Genomic DNA, 18,008 nt, shown 5'->3' with positions numbered 1-18,008 from the left:
GCGTTGTAGATGTTGGAGGCGCCGAAGTTGAACGGCATGATCGTGTAGTTGTCGATCGGCACGGCCAGTGCCCTGGCCTGGTTGATCAGGCGGACGCCGGCCGGGGTCGGGCCGGTGGTGCCGGTGCCGAAGGTGACGACGATCTTGACGTTCGGGTTGTTCTGCTTGACGATCTTCAGGCCGTTGAGGATGCGGTCTTGGACGGTGTAGTTCTCGAACTCGTCGGTGTTCTCGATGTCGAAGTCGACGACCGCCGGGCCGACGGCGTTGATGACCTGCTGCACGGCTCCGGCGAAGGCGGCCGGGGTGGAGCAGTTCGGGCCGAGCTTGTTGCCCGACCAGCCGCCGAAGGAGACCTGCACGCTGCCGCCCGCCGCCTTGATCTGGTTGATCGCGGCCTGGTCGGTGCCGCCGGTCAGTGGCCGGTTGCCGTCCCAGGCGGGGTTGCAGCCGCCGCTGGACAGGATGAACGCCATGGTGAAGGACTTCACGCCGGTGGCGTTCATGACGGTCACGGGGTTGGGCGGGTTGCCCCAGCCCATGTAGAGGTACGGGGCTCCGGCCATCTTGCCGGGCTGCGGGTTGGTGCAGCCGGTGGTGGTGGCGCTCACCGCGCCGCTGGCCGCCGACTCGCCCTGGGCGTTGTAGGCCTTGACCGTGTACGTGTGCGAGGTGCACGTGCCCAGCGAGCCGATCGTCGCGCTGGTGCCGGTGACCTGGGCCCGCTGCGTGCTGCCTTCGTAGACGCGGTAACCGGTGACCGTGCCGCTGGAGGCGCCCCATGACAGCGAGATCGAGGAGTTGGTCGTCCCGGTGACCGAGGGGGTGCCGGGCGCGCCCGGCGTTCCGGGGGTGCTGCCGCCGCCGCACGCGGCGCCGTTGAGGGTGCAGTTGGACGGCGTCGCGCCGCCCGGGCTGCCGTTGAACCCGAAACTCGCGGTCGCGCCGGGAGCCAACGTGCCGTTCCAGCCGACGTTGGTGAAGGTGAAACGCTGCCCGCTACGACTCAACGACGCGTCCCAGAAGGACCCGATGTTCGCCCCCGAGGGCAGGTCGAAGGCCACCGACCAGCCGTTGATGGTCGTCGTACCACCATTGGTGATCGTGTACTTGCCCTCGAAACCGGTACCCCAGTCCGAGGTCTTGGTGAAGACGGCGGTGGGGGGTGCCGCGAACGCGGGGGTCGCGACCAGTGACAGGCCGAGTGACATGCCGAGCGCGGCCAGGACCGCGGTCAGCGTTCGTCGAAATCTCATGGCTCTTCCTCGGTTGGGGGTGCGAGGTGTTGGGGGTGCGAGGTGCCGGGAGGTCGGAGGACGTGAGGTGTTCGAGGTACGGGATCCGGGGCCCGCCCGGCCCGGTCGTGGGTCGCGCGGTGCCGGGCAGGTTCGGAGGTCGGTGGGCCGGGGTCCGGGGGCGGGAGGTGAGGAGGTTCCGGGGCTAGGGCAGGGTCGCCAGGTGCGGCTTGACGGTCCTGGAGAAGTTCCAGTTGTTGCTGGCGTCCCAGTTGATGGACCAGGTCATCGCGCCACGGATCCCGGGGTAGGTGCGCGGCGGCACGAAGCTGCCGCAGCTGGTCCTGGTGGCCAGGCAGGTCAGGGCCTGGTTCACCAGGGCGGGGGCGACGATCCCGCCGCCCGCCGCGCCGGGCCCGGCGGGCAGGCCGAGCGCCACCTGGTCGGGGCGGAGGCCGTTCTCCAGCTGGATGCAGGCCAGCGCGGTCATGAAGTTGACCGAGCCCTGCGAGTAGGCGGCCATCTGGTCGCAGCCGAGCATGGAGCCGGAGTTGTAGAACTGGGTGTGGACGACGGTGAGGATGTCCTTGATGGCCAGCGCCAGCTTGAAGTACTCGCCGCCGGTGGACTGCATGTCGATGGTCTGCGGCGCCATCGTGATGATCAGGTTCGCGCCCGCCTTGGCCCGCAGCGACCGGAGCGCCTGGCCCATGTAGGTGGAGTTGAGGCCGTTCTCCAGGTCGATGTCGACGCCGTCGAAGTTGTAGCTCTGCATCAGGGCGTAGACGGTGTCGGCGAACTTGGTCGCGGCGGCGGCGCTGGCCACCTGCACGCGGCCCGCCTCGCCGCCGACCGAGAGGATGACCTTCTTGCCGCGGGAGTGGAGGGTCTGCACGTCGGCCCTGAACTGGGCGTCGGTGTAGCCGCCGAGGGAGGCGGACAGGCCCGGGTCGACGCCGAAGACGACCTCACCGGGGGTGGCGGTGGCCTCGCCGAAGGAGACCGCGATCAGGTCGTACTCGTCGGGCACCGCCGACAGCCGCAGCTCGACGGCCGGGTTGTCGAAGTTGTGCCAGTAGCCGGTGAGGAAGTGCTTGGGCAGCGGGCCGCCGCCGGTGCAGCCGTTCGTGGTCGCGCTCGCCGGGTCGCTCCTCTGGCCCTCGCCTGAGGAGTTGTACGCCGCCACCGTGTAGGTGTGCGCCTCGCACACGCCCAGCCCCGACACCGTCGCGCTCGTGCCGGTCACGGTCGCCCTCACCGTGGACCCCTCGTAAACCCGGTAACCCGTCACCGTCCCCGAGGACGCGCCCCACGACAACGCCACGCTGTTCGTGCCGCCGGTCGCCGACAGCGCGCCCGGCTTGCCGGGGGCACCGCTGGTGCAGCCGGTGGTGGTGGCGCTCACCGCGCCGCTGGCCGCCGACTCGCCCTGGGCGTTGTAGGCCTTGACCGTGTACGTGTGCGAGGTGCACGTGCCCAGCGAGCCGATCGTCGCGCTGGTGCCGGTGACCTGGGCCCGCTGCGTGCTGCCTTCGTAGACGCGGTAACCGGTGACCGTGCCGCTGGAGGCGCCCCATGACAGCGAGATCGAGGAGTTGGTCGTCCCGGTGACCGACGGGGTGCCGGGCGCGCCCGGCGTTCCGGGGGTGCTGCCGCCGCCTCACGCGGCGCCGTTGAGGGAGCAGTTGGACGGCGACGAGCCGCCCGTGCTGCCGATGAACCCGAAACTCGCGGTCTCGCCCGGAGCCAACGTGCCGATCCAGCCGAGGTTGGTGAAGGTGAAACGCTGCCCGCTACGACACAACGACGCGTCCCAGAAGGACCCGATGTTCGCCCCCGAGGGCAGGTCGAAGGCCACCGACCAGCCGTTGATGGTCGTCGTACCACCATTGGTGATCGTGTACTTGCCCTCGAAACCGGTACCCCAGTCCGAGGTCTTGGTGAAGACGGCGGTCGCCGAGGCGGCCTGGGCGGGAAGCGCGACCGTCATCGCCAGGACGAGGGCCGCCAGGGCGACGAGAGAACGAGCGATGGCGCGTAATTTCACGTTGACCTCATGCATTCCGTGGGGGTGACCGTACGACCCGCGCCACGCGGGGGGGTGCGCGGGCGCGAACGTGGACGCGGGCCGTACGGCGGGGTGGGCACGGCTCCGGCAGGGGGAGCGTTCCGTCGATCGGCGCGGGACGCCGAAGACCACCGGGTTCAGCGAGTCGTCACCGGGCCGCCAGCGCCTGGGCCGCCGTCACGCGCTCTGGACACCGCCGACCGGCGTGCGGTGCCGGCGGGATCCGGTGCCGGCGCTTCGAGGACGGGCCGCGCCCGCCCTCCGGGAGGATCAGGAGCTCGGCGGCGGCGTCCGCGGGCGCGTGCTCACTCGTGGTTCCCGGGCGCCGGCGTTCACCCGTGGCTCGCGAACCCCGGCCTGGGGCCTCGGGACGGGCGGGGGCGGCGACGGCGGCACCGATGGCGGCCCCGGCGGCCGTGCCGACTGCGGGCGCGGCTGGGATCGCGGTGGCGGGAACGGCCGTGTCGCCGGAGGCGAGGGGGGCGGGGGTGGGCAGACCGCGGTGAGGGCTTGCAGCCGCAGTCAGGACAAGTAAGGAAAAGGTGCGCCGCATGATCGCTCCCATGGACGTGGAACCTGGGGGGTGAGGCGTCCGGACGGTCGGACCTTCAGCAGCGACGGCCGCCGCCGTCGAGTTTTCGCAGCTTGGAATCGGTCGGAGGGGAGGCACGGGCCATGGGTACCCCCAGTCGGCATTTCTTTTAGGAAAGTTTCCTAAGAGTTGTCGCGATCGTAGCCTTGACAGACCCTTACCACAAGGCCCAAAAACGTCGGCCTCCGGCGCCGTGCCCGGGCACGTTCCTCCGCCCGCCCCCGGGCGCGCGGAGGAACGGCACGGCGACCCCTCACCCGCCCGTCGCTCCCTTTCGTCACTCCCGCCCACGGAAACCCGGAAAGGGAGATAAGCACCTTTAGGCGGTACGGTAATGACGCATCCGTAACGCCCCCTGGAGTATCGACGTGTTCTTCGGCATCACCGACATCTGGACATACGTGGTCGGCGCCTTCTTCATCATCCTGTTGCCCGGCCCGAACTCGCTGTACGTGCTCACCACCGCCGCCCAGCGCGGGGTGCGGCAGGGGTACCGGGGGGCGATGGGGGTCTTCGTCGGCGACACCGTCCTGATGGTGCTGGCGGCGGCGGGAGCCGCCTCCCTGCTGAAGTCGACGCCGCTCCTGTTCAACGTCGTCAGGTACGCCGGTGCGGCCTACCTCGCGTGGATCGGCTTCCAGATGCTCCGGTCGGCCTGGAGCTCGCGGCGTTCGCCCGACGCCGGGAGCGAGGCCGCGGAGGCGGCCCCCGGCCGGGAGGGGATCACGGAGAACCCCTTCCGCAAGGCCCTGATCGTCAGCCTGATGAACCCGAAGGCGATCCTGTTCTTCATCTCGTTCTTCATCCAGTTCGTGGACCCCGCCTACGGCACCCCCGCGGTGCCCTTCCTGATCCTGGGCGCGATCTGCCAGCTGTTCAGCGTCCTCTACCTGTCGGCGCTGATCTTCGGCGGGACGTTCCTGGCCGGGCAGTTCCGGGCCCGCCGCGGACTGTCGACCGGGCTGCGGACGGGCGTGGGCGCGCTGTTCATCGGCTTCGGGGCGAGGCTCGCCACAGCGACCCTCGGCTGACGCGGCCCACCGCCGCCCTCGGCCGGCGCCGGCCACCGCGAACCCGGACGACACCGGTTACCGCGAATCCCGGACGACACCGCCACCGCGGCCCTCGGCCGGCGCCGGTTACCGCGGGCCCGGACGACGACGGTTACCGCTGGCTCTGGTTGACCTTGATCGCGACGCTGACGAGCGAGAGGAACAGCTCGGCGTCGGCCCGGCCCTCGATGGACATGGCCACCCACCCGGCGTCGGCGCCGGGGGTGATCCGATGGCAGTCGGTGAGCACCCGCGCCCATTTGTCGATCATGGGTTTGGTGAGGAGCAATTCCGCGGTGTGATCGCCGGACATCCTGACGATCTCCCTGCCGCCGGCCCGGAATCCCAGCCCTTTCCTGGTGCGTTTCAGCGCCAGGTCCGGCCAGCGGACGAGCTGGGCGGCCACATTCTCGACACCCTCGGTGGAACGGCGGAACGCGTGCGTGCGCAGCACTGCCATGCCTCTCATGGTCGCGGACCGGACCCGATCAGGAAAGCTCCCGTTTCTCAACCGTTACCGGCATAGTGATCCTTTTCGTGAATCGTAATGATCCGCACCTGTCTCATCCGTTATTGCAGTGTTATTGAGTTGTTTTCACGAGAGCACGGCACGGGGTCAGGTACGGTGAGTGGCCGGTGAACACCGGAAGCAATCCTCTCCGCAACCCCTCGCGACGGCCTGACATGCTTGTGTCATGCCGGGGTAGGCGTGAACGCCCAGCGCCTGCCACCGCACCAGCCCGTGGAGCGTCATGAGCCACCAGCCCATCGTCCTCCCCCGCCTCACCGCTCTCGCCAGGCAGGCGGCACCGAAGCTGCTGGAGGGCGTCGTCGCCCCCCTCGCCGTCTTCTACGCCGCGCTGGCCCTCCTCGGCCTGAAGGGCGCGCTGATCGCGGCGGTCACCTGGGTGTACGCGGGGGTGGGGTGGCGGCTGGTCCGGCGGATTCCCGTGCCCGGCACGATGATCCTCGCCGTCATCGCGATCACCGTACGGGCGCTGCTGGGGTTCTGGACCGGGAGCGCGGTGATCTACTTCCTCCAGCCGGAGCTCGGGACGATCTGCATCAGCATGGTCTTCCTCGCCTCGGTGCGGTTCAACCGCCCGCTGGTGCAGAAGCTGACCCTCGACTACATCCACCTGCCCTCGGCGGTGCTGAAACACGAGCGGGTCCGCCGGTTCTTCGCGCGCATCACCCTGCTGTGGGCCTTCGTGCTGCTGGCCAACTCCGCGGTGAGCATCTGGCTCCTGCTGCACGAGTCGATCGGCACCTACCTGCTGGTCCGCACCACGGCCGTGGCCGCGATCAGCGGCCTGGCGGTGGCCTTCTCCCTGTACGCCTTCCGCCGGATGCTGCGCCGCCTGCACTACGACCCCGTCGCCACCCCGGCCGTCGCCCCGCCCGCCTAGAACCGCCCCGCCCGGGAACGTTCCATCCACCCGCCCGAACCCCCGCCTGGATCCGGTTCCCCTACGGGAAACCGCGGCGCGGTAGACGCGCGAATAAGGGGGCAGGGAGGTCTCCATGGTCATCGCGCATCAACCGAAACGCTGGGCCGGGTTGCCGGTCTTCGCCGTCGCGCTCGTGCTGGTGGCGGTGGTGGGGTCGCTGGCGGCCGTCGACGCCGGGGGCGAGTACCTGTCGCTGGAGCGGCCGCCCTGGGCGCCGCCGCAGTGGCTGTTCGGCCCGGCCTGGACGGTCCTGTACGTCATGATCGCCCTGTCCGGCTGGCTCGCCTGGTCGGCGCGCGGCCTGACACCGGCGCTCGGCGTCTACGCGGTCCAGCTGGTCCTCAACGCCGCCTGGACACCGCTGTTCTTCGGCGCCGGCCAGTACGGCCTGGCGTTCGCGGAGATCGTCGTCCTCTGGCTCGCGATCGTGCTCAACATCGTCATGTTCCGGCGGATCAGCCGCCCGGCCGCCTGGCTGCTGGTGCCCTACCTGCTCTGGGTGACGTACGCGGCCTCGCTGAATCTCGCCATCTGGCAGCTCAACTGAGCCGTGTCTCCGGTGCCCCCGGGGTCTCCGGGGTCTCCGGTGTCCACCCTGGGGAGGAGGGACCCCCGACCGGAGAGGGGGGTGGCCCAGGCCGTTCGGGCGATGTGACCGGCTCCGCCCGGTTTCTAGAGTCGACGGGACACGGACCCCCGGTGATCTCAGGGATGTGATCCGAGAACACCGGGGTTCCTCCCTGATGCCCTGAGAATCACCGGGCCGTCAGCGTGCTGCGTGAGACATTCGCGACCCCCGGCTGGAGCCCGACGTGACACAGGCCATCCTCGACGTCCTGCACGATGTGATGACATCCCCATGGATCTACCTGGCGCTGTTCGCGCTGGCGATGCTCGACGGTTTCTTCCCCGTGGTCCCGGCGGAGACGTCCGTCATCACGGCCGGGGTGTTCGCCGCCGCCACCGGCGCGCCCGACCTGCTCCTGGTGATCGTGGTGGCCGCGGTGGGCGCGTTCGCGGGCGACCACATCTCGTACGCCATCGGGCGCACCACCAACGACCGGCTGCGCAACGGCAGGCGCAGCCGCAAGGCGTTCGCCTGGGCGGAGCGGGCGCTGGCCGAGCGGGGCGGGCTGGTCCTCGTGGTGGCCCGCTACATTCCCGGCGGCCGGACCGCCTGCACCCTGACCATGGGCGCGGTCGCCTATCCCCGGCGCTCCTTCGCCCTCTTCGACGCCCTCGCCGCGGTGACCTGGGCGGTCTACTCGGGGGTGATCGGCTACGTGGGCGGCGCGGCCTTCGAGCACGACCCGATCAAGGGCCTGCTGCTCGGTCTCGGCATCGCCCTGGCGGTCACCGTCGTGGTCGAGGCCGTCCGCCACCTCCGCCGGCGCGGTACCGCGCCGGAGGCGGAGCTGGTCACCTCCGGCGACTGACGAAGGACACCGTTCCCGAGGAGCTCCGTACCCCGGCGCGAGGAACGACGCTCACGACCGCCTCCAGATCAGGGTATGCCACCGGCCGTCCTCGCCGGCCGCCAGGACCAGCCGGTCACCGTCGGCGTTCAGCTCCCGGACCTGGACGGTGCCCGCGAAGGCCGGGTTGAGCGCCACCTCGACGTCATGGGCGACGTGGCCGTCGCGCACCTCGTAGCGGCCCGCGTAGGCGAAGAACGACGTGAACGCCTCGGCCAGCGCCTCCGGGGGCGCCTGCCGCGGGCCGGCGCCGGGCAGCGGGGCGCGCCCGGCCCGCGCGACCGTCACGCTCATGTGGCCGTCGGGGGTGTAGCAGAGCAGGCCCACCGCGTCCGTGCCGAAGGGGTGTGAGACCCGCCCGCCGGCACCGACGATCCGCCACTCGACCAGGTGCCAGGCGCCCACGAGATCCATGCCCGAGAAACTACGATAAGAGAAGCCAGCAGGTCAACAGCCCCGACGCGAATCTCGGGGAATTCCCTGCGAAGTCAGGGTGAACCCCTATGGCTCCGGCACCTTCCCGCACGGGACGCTTCGACTGTTCATCCCGAACCCCTCAACGGACGCCTCCTCGAGGCGATCCGGTCATCTCGCCATGTCTTCATCTGCTTGGAAGGAGTGTGCATGACCGTGCTCGCGGCCGGCCTGGCGTTGCTGGGATCCCTGTTCTTCGCACTCGGCGCCGCTCTGCAGCAGTTCGAGGCGGCGAGCACGTCCCGCGCCGGTCTCCGGTACCTGGCCAGGCGCCCCCGGTGGCTGCTCGGCGGCCTCGCCATCGCGGCCGGCACGGCCCTGCACATCGTCGCGCTGAAGTACGGCCCGCTCACCCTGGTGCAGCCGATGGGCGTGGCCAGCCTCCTGTTCGCCCTGCCGTGCGCCGCGGCCCTGCAACGCCGCAGGCCGCGGTCCGGCGAGCTGGCCTCGGCGGCGGTGATCGCCATCGGGCTGATCGGCCTGGTGCTGGTCGTGCCCGAGCACGGCGGTGACCCCCACCTCAGCACCTGGGAGGCGGTGGCCCTGCTCGCGGGGGCGGCCACCGCCGCCCTGGCGCTGTGGGCCCTCGCCAGGCGGGCCGCCCCCGCCGCACGGGCCTGCCTGCTCGCCACGGGCGCGGGCGTGCTGTACGGCGCGACCGCCACGCTCACCCGCGTCCTGGTCGACGGCGACTGGGAGCCGTGGTTCCTGTTCGCCGTCCCGATGCCCGCCGTGATCGCGCTGGCGCTGCTCCAGCGCGCCTACGCCGTCGGCCACTTCGGCGTGGCGTTCGCCGCCCTGCAGGTGGCCGATCCCCTCACCGCCGTCGCCTTCGGTGCCCTCCTGCTCGGCGAGCCCCTGCCGACCGGCGCGGCGAGCACGCTCACCGCGCTGGCGGCGGCCGCGCTCACCGCCGCCGGGACCGTCGCGCTGGCCCGTACCACCCCGATGTCCCCCTCACCTGACGTGACAGCACGATGAACGGAGCACCGATGGTCATGCCGGCCACCGCCCCCCTGTACACCCACACCCCCGTGCGGACCCCGGCCCTTCTCGCCACCCGGCCCCGCCGGGTGCTGATCGGGGCCGACACCTACCCGCCGGACGTGAACGGCGCCGCCTACTTCGCCCACCGGCTCGCCCAGGGCCTGGCCGAGCGGGGGAACGAGGTCCACGTGGTGTGCGCCTCGGACGAGGGACCGGCCAGGACCGAGCAGATGGACGGGGTGACCGTGCACCGGCTGCGCTCGGCGCCGGTGCTGGTCCACCCCACCATGCGGGTCGCGGTGCCGGCCCGGCTGGACCGGCTGATCGACAGGATCGCCCCGGACGTGGTCCACGTGCAGGCGCACTTCGTCGTCGGCCGCGCGGCGATCTCCGCCTCCCGGCGCGCCGGCGTCCCGGTCGTGGCGACCAACCACTTCATGCCGGACAACCTCTTCCAGTTCGCCCACATCCCCGGACGGCTCCGCGAGAGGGCGGGCGCGCTGGCCTGGAAGGACTTCAACCGCGTCTTCTCCAGGGCCGACCGCGTCACCACGCCCACCGAGATCGCGGCCGGGCTGCTCACGGGCAAGGGCTTCGGCCCGCCGGTGGAACCCATCTCCTGCGGCATCGACCTGGCGAGGTTCCAGCCGCGCGCCGAGCCGAAGGCGTGGGCCCGCAGGGCCTTCGGCCTGCCCGACCGGGACACGATCGTGTTCGTCGGCCGGCTGGACGAGGAGAAGCGCCTGGACGAACTCGTCCGCGCCCTGCCGCACGTGCTCGTCCACACCGACGCGCAGATCGCCCTGGCCGGAACCGGCGGGCAGCGGGCCGCGCTCGCCAGGCTGGCCGACCGGATCGGGGTCGGGGACCGGGTGTCCTTCCTCGGGTTCGTCCCCGACGAGACGCTGCCCCAGGTGTACGCCGCCGGTGACGTCTTCGCCATGCCGGGTGTCGCGGAGCTGCAGAGCATCGCCACGCTGGAGGCCATGGCCAGCGGCCTGCCGGTCGTCGCCGCGGACGCGATGGCCCTGCCGCACCTGGTACGGCCCGGCGAGAACGGCCACCTGTTCCGGCCCGGCGACGTCCTGGAACTGGCCCGGCACCTGGGCGCCCTGCTCGCCTCCCCCGGGACGCGCGCCGCGATGGGCGCCGCGAGCCGCGCCATCGCGCTGACCCACGACCACCAGGCCTCCCTGACCAGGTTCGAGCGGATCTACCAGGAGGTCGCGCGATGAGGCCGGAGACGGTCCGCCGGGAGGTGGGACCGGACCTCGAGACGGTCCGCAGGGAGGTGGCGCGATGAACTCCGAAGCGGCACACCGGGAGGTGGCGCGGTGAACGAGGGCCCGCCGTCCCGCTGGCCCGGCGTGGCCGGGCCGCTGTCCGCCCTGGCCGCGATGGGCTACGCGCACCTGGTCGCGGCCGACACGGTGGACCCGATGAACGGCCTGATCAGCGACTACGCGCTGCGCGACGACAGCGCCTGGGCCATGGTGGGCGGCACGATCGCCCTGGCTGTGGGCTGCCTCTGGGTCGCGTACCTGCTGGCCCGGGTGGCGCCGGTGCGCGGTGCCGCCTCGCGCGCGCTGTTCGTGGCCTCGGCGCTGGGACTCCTCCTCACCGCCGCGTTCCCCACCGACGCGGCGCCCGGCGTCGTCTCGATCGCCGGGGAGATCCACCGCTGGTCGGCGGCCGTGGTCTTCACCGCGCTGCCCTGCGCGGGGTGGATGCTCGGCCGCCGGACGGGGAACGGGCCTCTGGCGACGGTCTCCGTCCTGTCGGCGGTGTTCCTCGCCTGGTTCCTGGCCGCCCACCCGGGCTCGCTCGTCTCGGACCTGATCGACGGCGCCGACCACTACGGCCTGGCGGAACGGCTGCTGGTGCTCTCCGAGATGACGCTGATCCTCCTGGCCGCCCTCTGGCCGGGACACCGCGACGGCGTGGCCGGTCATCCCGCCCACCGATCGGCGGCGAGAGAGCGGGGCACGACGGTCCCCGCCCAGCCGGGTCCGGACGACACCCGCCATCCTCGCCGTCAGGGCCCGGACGACCCCCGGCATCCCCACCGCCCGGGTCCGGACGGCCCTCAGCATCCTCACCGCCCGGGTCCGGACGACCCTCGGTATTCTCGCCAGCCGATCGGTCTCGGCTGACGGCGAAGAGGCTCCCTTGAATCGCCCACGAGTGAGTAAATGAGACATGCGGCACGTACCCATCAGGTCTTACCTACGCTAACGTAGGTTACGGTTGCGTAGTCTTCGAGGGAGAAAAACCTGATGCGAGAGTTCAGTGAGACCGAGCTGCTGCTCGAGCTTGAGCCTGTCGTCGCGGGGGAACTGGACCGGCACCACAAGGTGGCCAAGGAATGGTTCCCGCACGAGTACGTCCCCTGGTCGGAGGGACGGAACTACGACGGCCTCTACGGCGGGGACGCCTGGGTCGAGACCGACACCAAGATTCCCGAGGAAGCCCGCATCTCCCTCATCGTCAACCTGCTGACCGAGGACAACCTCCCCAGCTACCACCACGAGATCGCCACGACCCTGGGCCGCGACGCGGCGTGGGGCACCTGGGTGCACCGCTGGACCGCCGAGGAGGGCCGCCACGGCACCGCCATCCGCGACTACCTGACGGTCACCCGCGCGGTCGACCCGGTCGAGCTGGAGCGGGCCCGGATGGTGCACATGAGCGAGGGCTTCACCAACTCCTACGAGGGCGTGCTCGCCTCGGTGGCGTACGTCTCCTTCCAGGAGCTGGCCACCCGCATCTCGCACCGCAACACCGGCAAGGCCTCCGAGGACCCGAACTGCGAGCGGCTGCTCGCCAGGATCGCCGCCGACGAGAACCTGCACATGCTCTTCTACCGCAACCTGCTCAACGCGGCCTTCCAGCTCGCCCCCGACCAGACGATGCGCGCCGTGACCGACGTCGTCACCACCTTCCAGATGCCGGGAACCGGCATCGAGGGCTTCACCCGCAAGGCCATGACCATCGCCAACGCGGGCATCTACGACCTGCGCCTGCACATCGACGACGTCCTGCAGCCGGTCCTGCGCCAGTGGGACGTGTTCAACATGAAGAACCTCGGCGCCGAGGGCGAGAAGGCCCGCGAGGAGCTCTCCGACTTCCTCGGCAAGCTGGAGGTCACCGCCTCCCGTTTCGTCGAGCGCCGCGAGGCCCGCCGAGCCCGCCAGGCCGCCGGCGCCTGATTCCTCCTCCGGCCACCGCGCCCCTCCCCGCGGTACCTCGTCCCCGTCCGGGCCACCGCGGCGTCCGCTTCGCGGTGGCCCGGCGTCGACCGCCGTCGCCCGGTCACCGGGCACGCTCCACGGAGCGTGCCGAGGCGGAGCCGTGTCCCGCCGCGACCTCAGCCGCGCGCGCGGATCAGCATGACCAGCCCGGCGACGAACGACCCGAGCAGGACCGGCGACAGGACCACGAGGCCGCCCCACACGAAGAGGCCGAGATAGCCGAGCGCGGACGAACCGTACGCCGGGTCGGCGCCGGCGGCCGCGAACAGCCCCAGGCCGAGGACGACACCGGCCACCGTGAGCGCGATCGGCGTCCACAGGAGGGCGCGGGCCCACACGCGGTACCTCCGGCTGTGGACACGCCGGGCCGACGGCACGTTCGGCGGCGGGGGAAACCCGACGGATTCACTCATGCCGCATTTGTACCAGCCCGCGTGGGTCCCGCACCGCGGTTCAGCGGCCCTGGCGGCCTTCACGTTCCCGGTGGGCCCTGGCTTCCCGACGGCGCAGGTTGATCCGGCCCTGCCATTCGTAGAGTGCGTCGTACCCCGCCATGCCGAGCGCGATCAGGCCCAGGAGGCCGGTGATCACCGTGACCGGGATCAGGTTCAGCGCCCTGCACAGCATGGCCACGACCAGGAGCCCGACGCCGATACCGAGGCTCCACCTCCCAAGGCCGCTCATGCCGCCACCACCTCTCCGGGCAGCGCACGTAGCTCGTTCGTCCCGACTTCCTGGAGTGTGTATGTCACCGGTGTCCGTTCGTCGTCGTGCCCGTTGCCCCGCAACACGCGGAGGTACGGAGCATAGAAGATCCCCGCACTGGGCGTGTCCGGCTGTTCCGACAACGCAAGATTCGTCGGACATGACCTGGCTGTACCGTCCCGGCAGGTCGACGACCCGGCTGACAGGTGGTCGGCCTCCCGGCCCGGTGCTTCTCAGACCGTGGCGACCAGGTCGCGTGCCGGGGCGCGGCCGGCCCCCGGCCGCAGGCGGCGCAGGAAGACCAGCACGAGCAGGGCGGCCAGGCCGGTGGTGACCGGGGGGACGAGGAAGGCGAACGCCGCGCCGAAGCGGTCCACGAGCTGGCCCGCGACGGCCGCGCCCGCGGCGATGCCCACGCCGACGGAGCCGTTGAGCCAGGTGAACGCCTCGGTCCTCACCTCGGCCGGGATGAGGCCCTCGACCAGGGTGTAGCCGGTGATGACGGCCGGGGCGATGACGAACCCGGCCACGGCGGCCCCGGCGTACAGCAGCGGGACCGATCCGGCGAGCGTCAGCGCGACGGTGGCCGCGGAGAGCAGGCCGAACGCGGCGACCAGCCTGACCGGGGCGCCGATCCGCCAGCGGACCACGCCGTACAGGATGCCCCCGACGAAGCTGGCGCCGGAGAAGCTCGCGTAGACCGGTCCGGCGGCGGCGGCCTGGCCGAGGGCCGCGGTATAGGAGGTGACGCCGACCTGCAGGCTGCCGAAGACGGTGCCGAGGGCGACGAAGGCCAGCGCGAGCACGGCCACCCCGCGCAGCCGCAGCACGCCGCGCTGGGAACGGACCAGGACCGGCATCGGTTCGGGGGCGCCCCTGCGGACCCCGGCGAACGCGAGCGTCCCCACCACGACCATGACCAGCGCCACCGACAGTGCCCATACCGGTGAGAACCCGGTCGAGATGGCCACGAGCAGCACCGGGGCGAGGGTGAAGGTCAGCTCGTCGGTGATGGATTCGAGGGCGAAGGCCGTGTCCAGCCTGCCCGACCCGCCGAGCACGTGCGCCCAGCGGGCGCGGACCATCGAGCCGACCTGCGGCATCGTCGCCCCGGCCAGCGCCGAGACGGCCACCAGCCAAACCGCGGAGGCGTGTACCGAGGCGAGCACGAGCAGGGTGCCCAGCGCGACGGCGTGCACGGCGACCTGCGGGACCAGCACCCTCGCCTGGCCGTACCGGTCGGCGAGCCGCCCGGTCCTCGGGCCGACCAGCGCGGGCGCCACCGCGGCCACGGCGGCGGCGACCCCGGCCGCGCCGTACGAGCCGGTGGACCAGTGCACGAGCAGCAGCACGCCGAGCTGGAGCATCGCGTTCGGAAGGCGCGCGACGAAGGCGGGAAGCAGGAAGCGCCAGGCTCCGGGCGAGCCGAGCACGGCGGCGTACGAGGTCAACGTCTCTCCGTCCATCATCCAGACGGAGACTCCGCCCGGTTCGGGAGCCCACCGGGATAGCGGGCTTCGACCGGGGTTGATACCGCTTGCGCGGCCGCCGAGCGGTCATCGTGTGCGTCCCTGTGGAACGCGACAGCCATTTACCTTATGCCACGAACCGCCGTCGTCCGAAGCCGGCCTCCCTACGGCGTTCTCGCCCCTGCTTCCAGGCTGGTGTAGTAGTCGGCGTTCATACCGGCCAGAACGGCGACCTCCTCGCGCCGCAGTCCGGCGACCCTGCGGACCCCGTAGGCCGTCATGCCGACGTCTTCTGGCCGCAGGCCCGAACGGCGTGCGCGCAGAAGGTCTCCCAGCTCATTGTTGGCCATATCCCCAGGCTAGGCGGGCGGACAGCGGCCCGGGGTGCACGACAGCGCCGGAGCAGAACTCCTGAGCGCCATCCGGCACCTCGGAATCTCGGAATCTCGGCAGATCGAAAGGCAGACCTTCGGCAGATTGAAAGCAATCGGCTCGGCAGATCGAAAGGCAACTCTTCGGCAGATCGAAAGTCGGCGTTACTGTTTCCCCATGCGACAGGGGATCGAATACACACCGAGACGTGCGACGGAGCTGGTCTGTGACGCACTCCAGGACACTCGTGTCATCGTGATCAGCGGTGCCCGCCAGGTGGGAAAAAGCACTCTCGCCGAGCGGGTCCTCGACCAGGTCACCAACAGCGTCGCACGCTTCCTCGACGACCCGGCCGTCCGCGCGGCGGCGATCGACGACCCCGTCCGCTTCATCCGTCACGACGGTCTGATGCTCATCGACGAGGTGCAACGCGTTCCAGACCTCTGGCTCGCCATCAAGCACCTGGTCGACCGGGAGCCTCGCCCCGGCCGGTTCCTGCTCACCGGTTCCGCGCGCCTGCTCGCGTTGCGAAGCATCCCGGACGCGTTGCCAGGACGATCGGAGACGATCGAGCTGTGGCCGCTCTCCCAGGGAGAGATCGATGACGAGCCCGACGGATTCGTTGACGCGGCATTCGACCTCGGCTCCGACCTCCGGGCCGAACCGCGCGAGTTCCGTCGCAAGGACTACCTGTCGCGGGCGATCAGGGGCGGCTATCCGGAAGCCGTCAGGAGAGACACGCCACGCCGTCGCCACAGGTTCTTCGAAGGCTACCTCTCCGACATGATCAGCAGAGACGTCAAGCAGGTGGCCGACATCGAGCGCACCGACGACATGCGAAGACTCCTCGCGCTTCTCGCGGCGCAGATCGGAGGGTTGCTCAATCTCAGTCGGCTCGGGTCCGAACTGAGCATCTCCACACCCACTGTCCGCAAATACGTGGAGATCCTGGAAACCATCTATCTGATCCGCCTCATCCCTGCCTGGTCGGCCAACACGACCACCCGGGCCGTCGCCACACCGAAGATGCTCTTCGTCGACACGGGGCTGGCCGGATATCTGAGTGCCGGGGCCGTCAGTGACTCTCTCACCGGAGGGCTGCTGGAGAACTTCGTCCTCGGCGAGATCTCGCGGCAGTTGACCTGGTCTCAGACCTCCGCACGGCTCTATCACTATCGAGATCGAGATCAATACGAGGTCGACGGCATCATCGAGAACAATGCGGGCGAGATCATCGGCATTGAGGTCAAGGCTTCGGAGACCGTGCGTTCCGAGGACTTTCGAGGCTTGCGCCTCCTGCAGCGCAAACTCGGATCCCGGCTGCGTGCCGGGTTCGTTCTCTACTGCGGCCAGGATTCCCTGAGTTTCGGCGACGGGCTCTCCTGCCTACCGATCTCCGCATTGTGGACGACGGGCAGTAAATGACCTTCTCCATCAAGCGCTTACGTACCGGGGAAACCTTGTACGCAGGCCACGAGGGCGAACCGGCAGGGGCCAGATGGGCGTCATGAGGTTCGACCGCTGATCTTCTCCGCACGGTGAAGGTCACCGCGGTCCCACGGGGAACCGTCACCGACGGCCGAGCGCAGCGACGGCCAGGTGAGGACCGCGAGGGCGGCGGCCAGCGCGGCGACGGCCACCATCGCCCCCGGCAGGCCGGTCGTCTCGGCCCAGCGCCCGACGTAGACAGGCCCGGCGAGGAATCCCAGGTAGGCCACGGTGGTGACCACGGACGTCGCCCTCCCCCTCGCCGCCTCGCCCACGTGTGCCGCGACGACACCCATCAGCATGGGGAAGAGCACCGCCGTGCCGGCGGCGGCCAGGGACAGTCCCAGCAGGACCGCCGGGACTGCCGTCGCGACGGACACCAGCGCGGTCCCGGCCGCGGCCGTCGCGGCGCCGCAGACGAGCACGGTCGCGGCGTGCCGGGAGCCGACCGCGCCGGCCGCGAAGCGGGTGAGGGCGACGACGGCGGCGAAGACCGCCGGGCCGGCCGCGGCGAGCGCGGGACCCGCGCCGGCCACGTCGGCCAGGTAGACCGCGCCCCAGCTCTGGTGGGCGTTCTCCACCGCGAAGGCGAGCGCGCCCAGGCCGCCGACCACGAGCAAAGGGAACAGGCGCACGGCGTGTCCCGGCTGTCCCCTGCGCCCTCGGCTCCCCCGCCGCTCGCCGCCCCGGGCGGCCCCCGCCGCGTCCGGGACGGTCCTCCCGGTGACCGGGTCCTCCCCCACCAGGTCCGGGACGGCCCCCTCGCCGACCGGGGCGGCCCTCGCCGGTTCCGGAACGGCTCTCCCTGCGGCCGGGTGGACTCCCGCCGTGTCCGGGACGGTCCTCCCGATGGCCGAGGCGGCCCGCCGGTCGGCCACGACGCCGAGGGCCGCGCCGGCCGCTGCCCCCGCGACCAGCAGGAACGGCACGACGACCGGCAGTCCCAGGCCGCCGAGCAGCAGCCCGGTGGAGAGGCTGCCGGCGACCACCATGGCGGAGAAGGTGCCGTGCGCGCGGGTGATGACCGGCCGGCCGGACGCCCGCTCCGCCGAGGCCGCCGCCGAGTTGATCGCGACGTCGGCCGCCCCCGAGGAGGCGCCGAGCAGCGCCAGTCCCGCCGACAGGCTCCAGAAGTCGCGTCCCGCCACGGCCACCAGCGTCCCCACCGCACCGAGCGTCACCAGCAGGAACGCGGCCACCCGGAGCCCCCAGCGGTCGACCGCCCTGCCGGTGACGAGCATCGCGGGCAGCGCCCCCGCCCCGACGAACAGCAGCGCCGTGCCCAGCTGCCCGTCGCTCAGCTGCGCCTGAGCACGGATCGTCGGCACCGAGGCACCCCACACCCCCCAGAAAGCACCGAACGCGGCGAACCCCATATAAGCGGTACGC

General features: G+C 71.2%; 19 protein-coding genes and 1 pseudogene. 9 read left to right on the top strand and 11 right to left on the bottom strand.

Annotated features, from left to right (window positions below; genetic code table 11):
- The 4 genes and pseudogenes from AB0G15_RS32780 to AB0G15_RS32765 all read right to left on the bottom strand — a co-directional run.
- Positions 1–1,256, bottom strand: a 1,256-nt coding sequence (locus AB0G15_RS32780) for a cellulose binding domain-containing protein (RefSeq protein WP_362847246.1), incomplete at its 3' end; no start/stop codon positions are given.
- Positions 1,257–1,440: 184 nt separating this feature from the next.
- Positions 1,441–2,640, bottom strand: a complete 1,200-nt coding sequence (locus AB0G15_RS32775; protein ID WP_362847244.1) for a glycosyl hydrolase family 18 protein — start codon at positions 2,638–2,640, stop codon at positions 1,441–1,443.
- 66 nt (positions 2,641–2,706) lie between these two features.
- Positions 2,707–2,817: pseudogene (locus AB0G15_RS32770) on the bottom strand (hypothetical protein); the annotation flags it as partial.
- 78 nt (positions 2,818–2,895) lie between these two features.
- A complete protein-coding gene (locus tag AB0G15_RS32765; RefSeq protein ID WP_362847241.1) occupies positions 2,896–3,282 on the bottom strand; it encodes a cellulose binding domain-containing protein in 387 nt (128 codons plus the stop codon).
- 981 nt (positions 3,283–4,263) lie between these two features.
- On the opposite strand from AB0G15_RS32765, the gene leuE reads away from it, so the two are divergent.
- The gene (leuE, locus tag AB0G15_RS32760; protein ID WP_362847239.1) at positions 4,264–4,926 is read left to right on the top strand and encodes a leucine efflux protein LeuE; all 663 of its coding nucleotides are present in this window, start codon (positions 4,264–4,266) and stop codon (positions 4,924–4,926) included.
- Positions 4,927–5,059: 133 nt separating this feature from the next.
- On the opposite strand, the gene AB0G15_RS32755 is transcribed toward leuE, so the two are convergent.
- Positions 5,060–5,407, bottom strand: a complete 348-nt coding sequence (locus AB0G15_RS32755; RefSeq protein WP_362847236.1) for a luciferase family protein — start codon at positions 5,405–5,407, stop codon at positions 5,060–5,062.
- A gap of 292 nt (positions 5,408–5,699) precedes the next feature.
- Between AB0G15_RS32755 and AB0G15_RS32750 the strand changes: the two genes are divergently transcribed.
- The 3 genes from AB0G15_RS32750 to AB0G15_RS32740 all read left to right on the top strand — a co-directional run bounded on the left by AB0G15_RS32750 (position 5,700) and on the right by AB0G15_RS32740 (position 7,834).
- Positions 5,700–6,356 (top strand): VC0807 family protein, encoded by a 657-nt coding sequence (locus tag AB0G15_RS32750; protein WP_362847233.1) that lies wholly within the window; start codon positions 5,700–5,702, stop codon positions 6,354–6,356.
- 115 nt (positions 6,357–6,471) lie between these two features.
- Positions 6,472–6,945, top strand: coding sequence for a TspO/MBR family protein (locus tag AB0G15_RS32745; protein WP_362847229.1), 474 nt, complete (start codon positions 6,472–6,474; stop codon positions 6,943–6,945).
- Between the two features lie 265 nt (positions 6,946–7,210).
- The gene (locus AB0G15_RS32740) at positions 7,211–7,834 is read left to right on the top strand and encodes a DedA family protein (RefSeq protein WP_362847227.1); all 624 of its coding nucleotides are present in this window, start codon (positions 7,211–7,213) and stop codon (positions 7,832–7,834) included.
- A 51-nt stretch (positions 7,835–7,885) separates the two neighbouring features.
- On the opposite strand, the gene AB0G15_RS32735 is transcribed toward AB0G15_RS32740, so the two are convergent.
- Complete coding sequence (locus AB0G15_RS32735; RefSeq protein ID WP_362847224.1) at positions 7,886–8,287, bottom strand: lipocalin-like domain-containing protein; 402 nt, start codon at positions 8,285–8,287, stop codon at positions 7,886–7,888.
- Between the two features lie 210 nt (positions 8,288–8,497).
- On the opposite strand from AB0G15_RS32735, the gene AB0G15_RS32730 reads away from it, so the two are divergent.
- From AB0G15_RS32730 to AB0G15_RS32715, 4 genes are all read left to right on the top strand, one after another.
- Positions 8,498–9,328, top strand: a complete 831-nt coding sequence (locus tag AB0G15_RS32730) for a DMT family transporter (protein ID WP_362847221.1) — start codon at positions 8,498–8,500, stop codon at positions 9,326–9,328.
- A complete protein-coding gene (locus AB0G15_RS32725) occupies positions 9,325–10,569 on the top strand; it encodes a glycosyltransferase (protein ID WP_362847218.1) in 1,245 nt (414 codons plus the stop codon). The genes AB0G15_RS32730 and AB0G15_RS32725 overlap by 4 nt, the downstream gene beginning before the upstream one ends.
- 99 nt (positions 10,570–10,668) lie before the next feature.
- Positions 10,669–11,487 (top strand): DUF998 domain-containing protein, encoded by an 819-nt coding sequence (locus AB0G15_RS32720; RefSeq protein WP_362847216.1) that lies wholly within the window; start codon positions 10,669–10,671, stop codon positions 11,485–11,487.
- Positions 11,488–11,610: 123 nt separating this feature from the next.
- Positions 11,611–12,543: an acyl-ACP desaturase gene (locus AB0G15_RS32715; RefSeq protein WP_362847213.1), complete on the top strand. Its 933-nt coding sequence runs from the start codon at positions 11,611–11,613 to the stop codon at positions 12,541–12,543.
- A gap of 158 nt (positions 12,544–12,701) precedes the next feature.
- Here AB0G15_RS32715 and AB0G15_RS32710 read toward each other — a convergent pair whose 3' ends face one another.
- The 4 genes from AB0G15_RS32710 to AB0G15_RS32695 form a co-directional block, all read right to left on the bottom strand.
- Entirely contained in the window at positions 12,702–12,998 is a 297-nt protein-coding gene (locus AB0G15_RS32710; protein ID WP_362847210.1) for a hypothetical protein, read from the bottom strand.
- 40 nt (positions 12,999–13,038) lie between these two features.
- On the bottom strand, positions 13,039–13,269 hold the full coding sequence (locus AB0G15_RS32705; protein ID WP_362847208.1) for a hypothetical protein: 231 nt from the start codon (positions 13,267–13,269) through the stop codon (positions 13,039–13,041).
- A 254-nt stretch (positions 13,270–13,523) separates the two neighbouring features.
- Positions 13,524–14,759 carry an MFS transporter gene (locus tag AB0G15_RS32700; protein WP_362847205.1) on the bottom strand — a complete coding sequence of 412 codons (1,236 nt, stop codon included), beginning with the start codon at positions 14,757–14,759 and terminating at the stop codon, positions 13,524–13,526.
- A 164-nt stretch (positions 14,760–14,923) separates the two neighbouring features.
- The gene (locus AB0G15_RS32695) at positions 14,924–15,109 is read right to left on the bottom strand and encodes a helix-turn-helix domain-containing protein (RefSeq protein ID WP_362847202.1); all 186 of its coding nucleotides are present in this window, start codon (positions 15,107–15,109) and stop codon (positions 14,924–14,926) included.
- Between the two features lie 199 nt (positions 15,110–15,308).
- Here AB0G15_RS32695 and AB0G15_RS32690 point away from each other — a divergent pair, with 199 nt between their 5' ends.
- Entirely contained in the window at positions 15,309–16,556 is a 1,248-nt protein-coding gene (locus AB0G15_RS32690; RefSeq protein WP_362847199.1) for an ATP-binding protein, read from the top strand.
- 80 nt (positions 16,557–16,636) lie between these two features.
- On the opposite strand, the gene AB0G15_RS32685 is transcribed toward AB0G15_RS32690, so the two are convergent.
- Positions 16,637–17,947, bottom strand: a complete 1,311-nt coding sequence (locus AB0G15_RS32685; protein WP_362847196.1) for an MFS transporter — start codon at positions 17,945–17,947, stop codon at positions 16,637–16,639.
- Positions 17,948–18,008: the final 61 nt, after the last annotated feature.

Source organism: Streptosporangium sp. NPDC023825 (assembly GCF_040639575.1).
Lineage (GTDB): Bacteria > Actinomycetota > Actinomycetes > Streptosporangiales > Streptosporangiaceae > Streptosporangium.
Note: the sequence above shows the minus strand (reverse complement) of the source record. Positions and strands in the feature narration are given on the sequence as shown.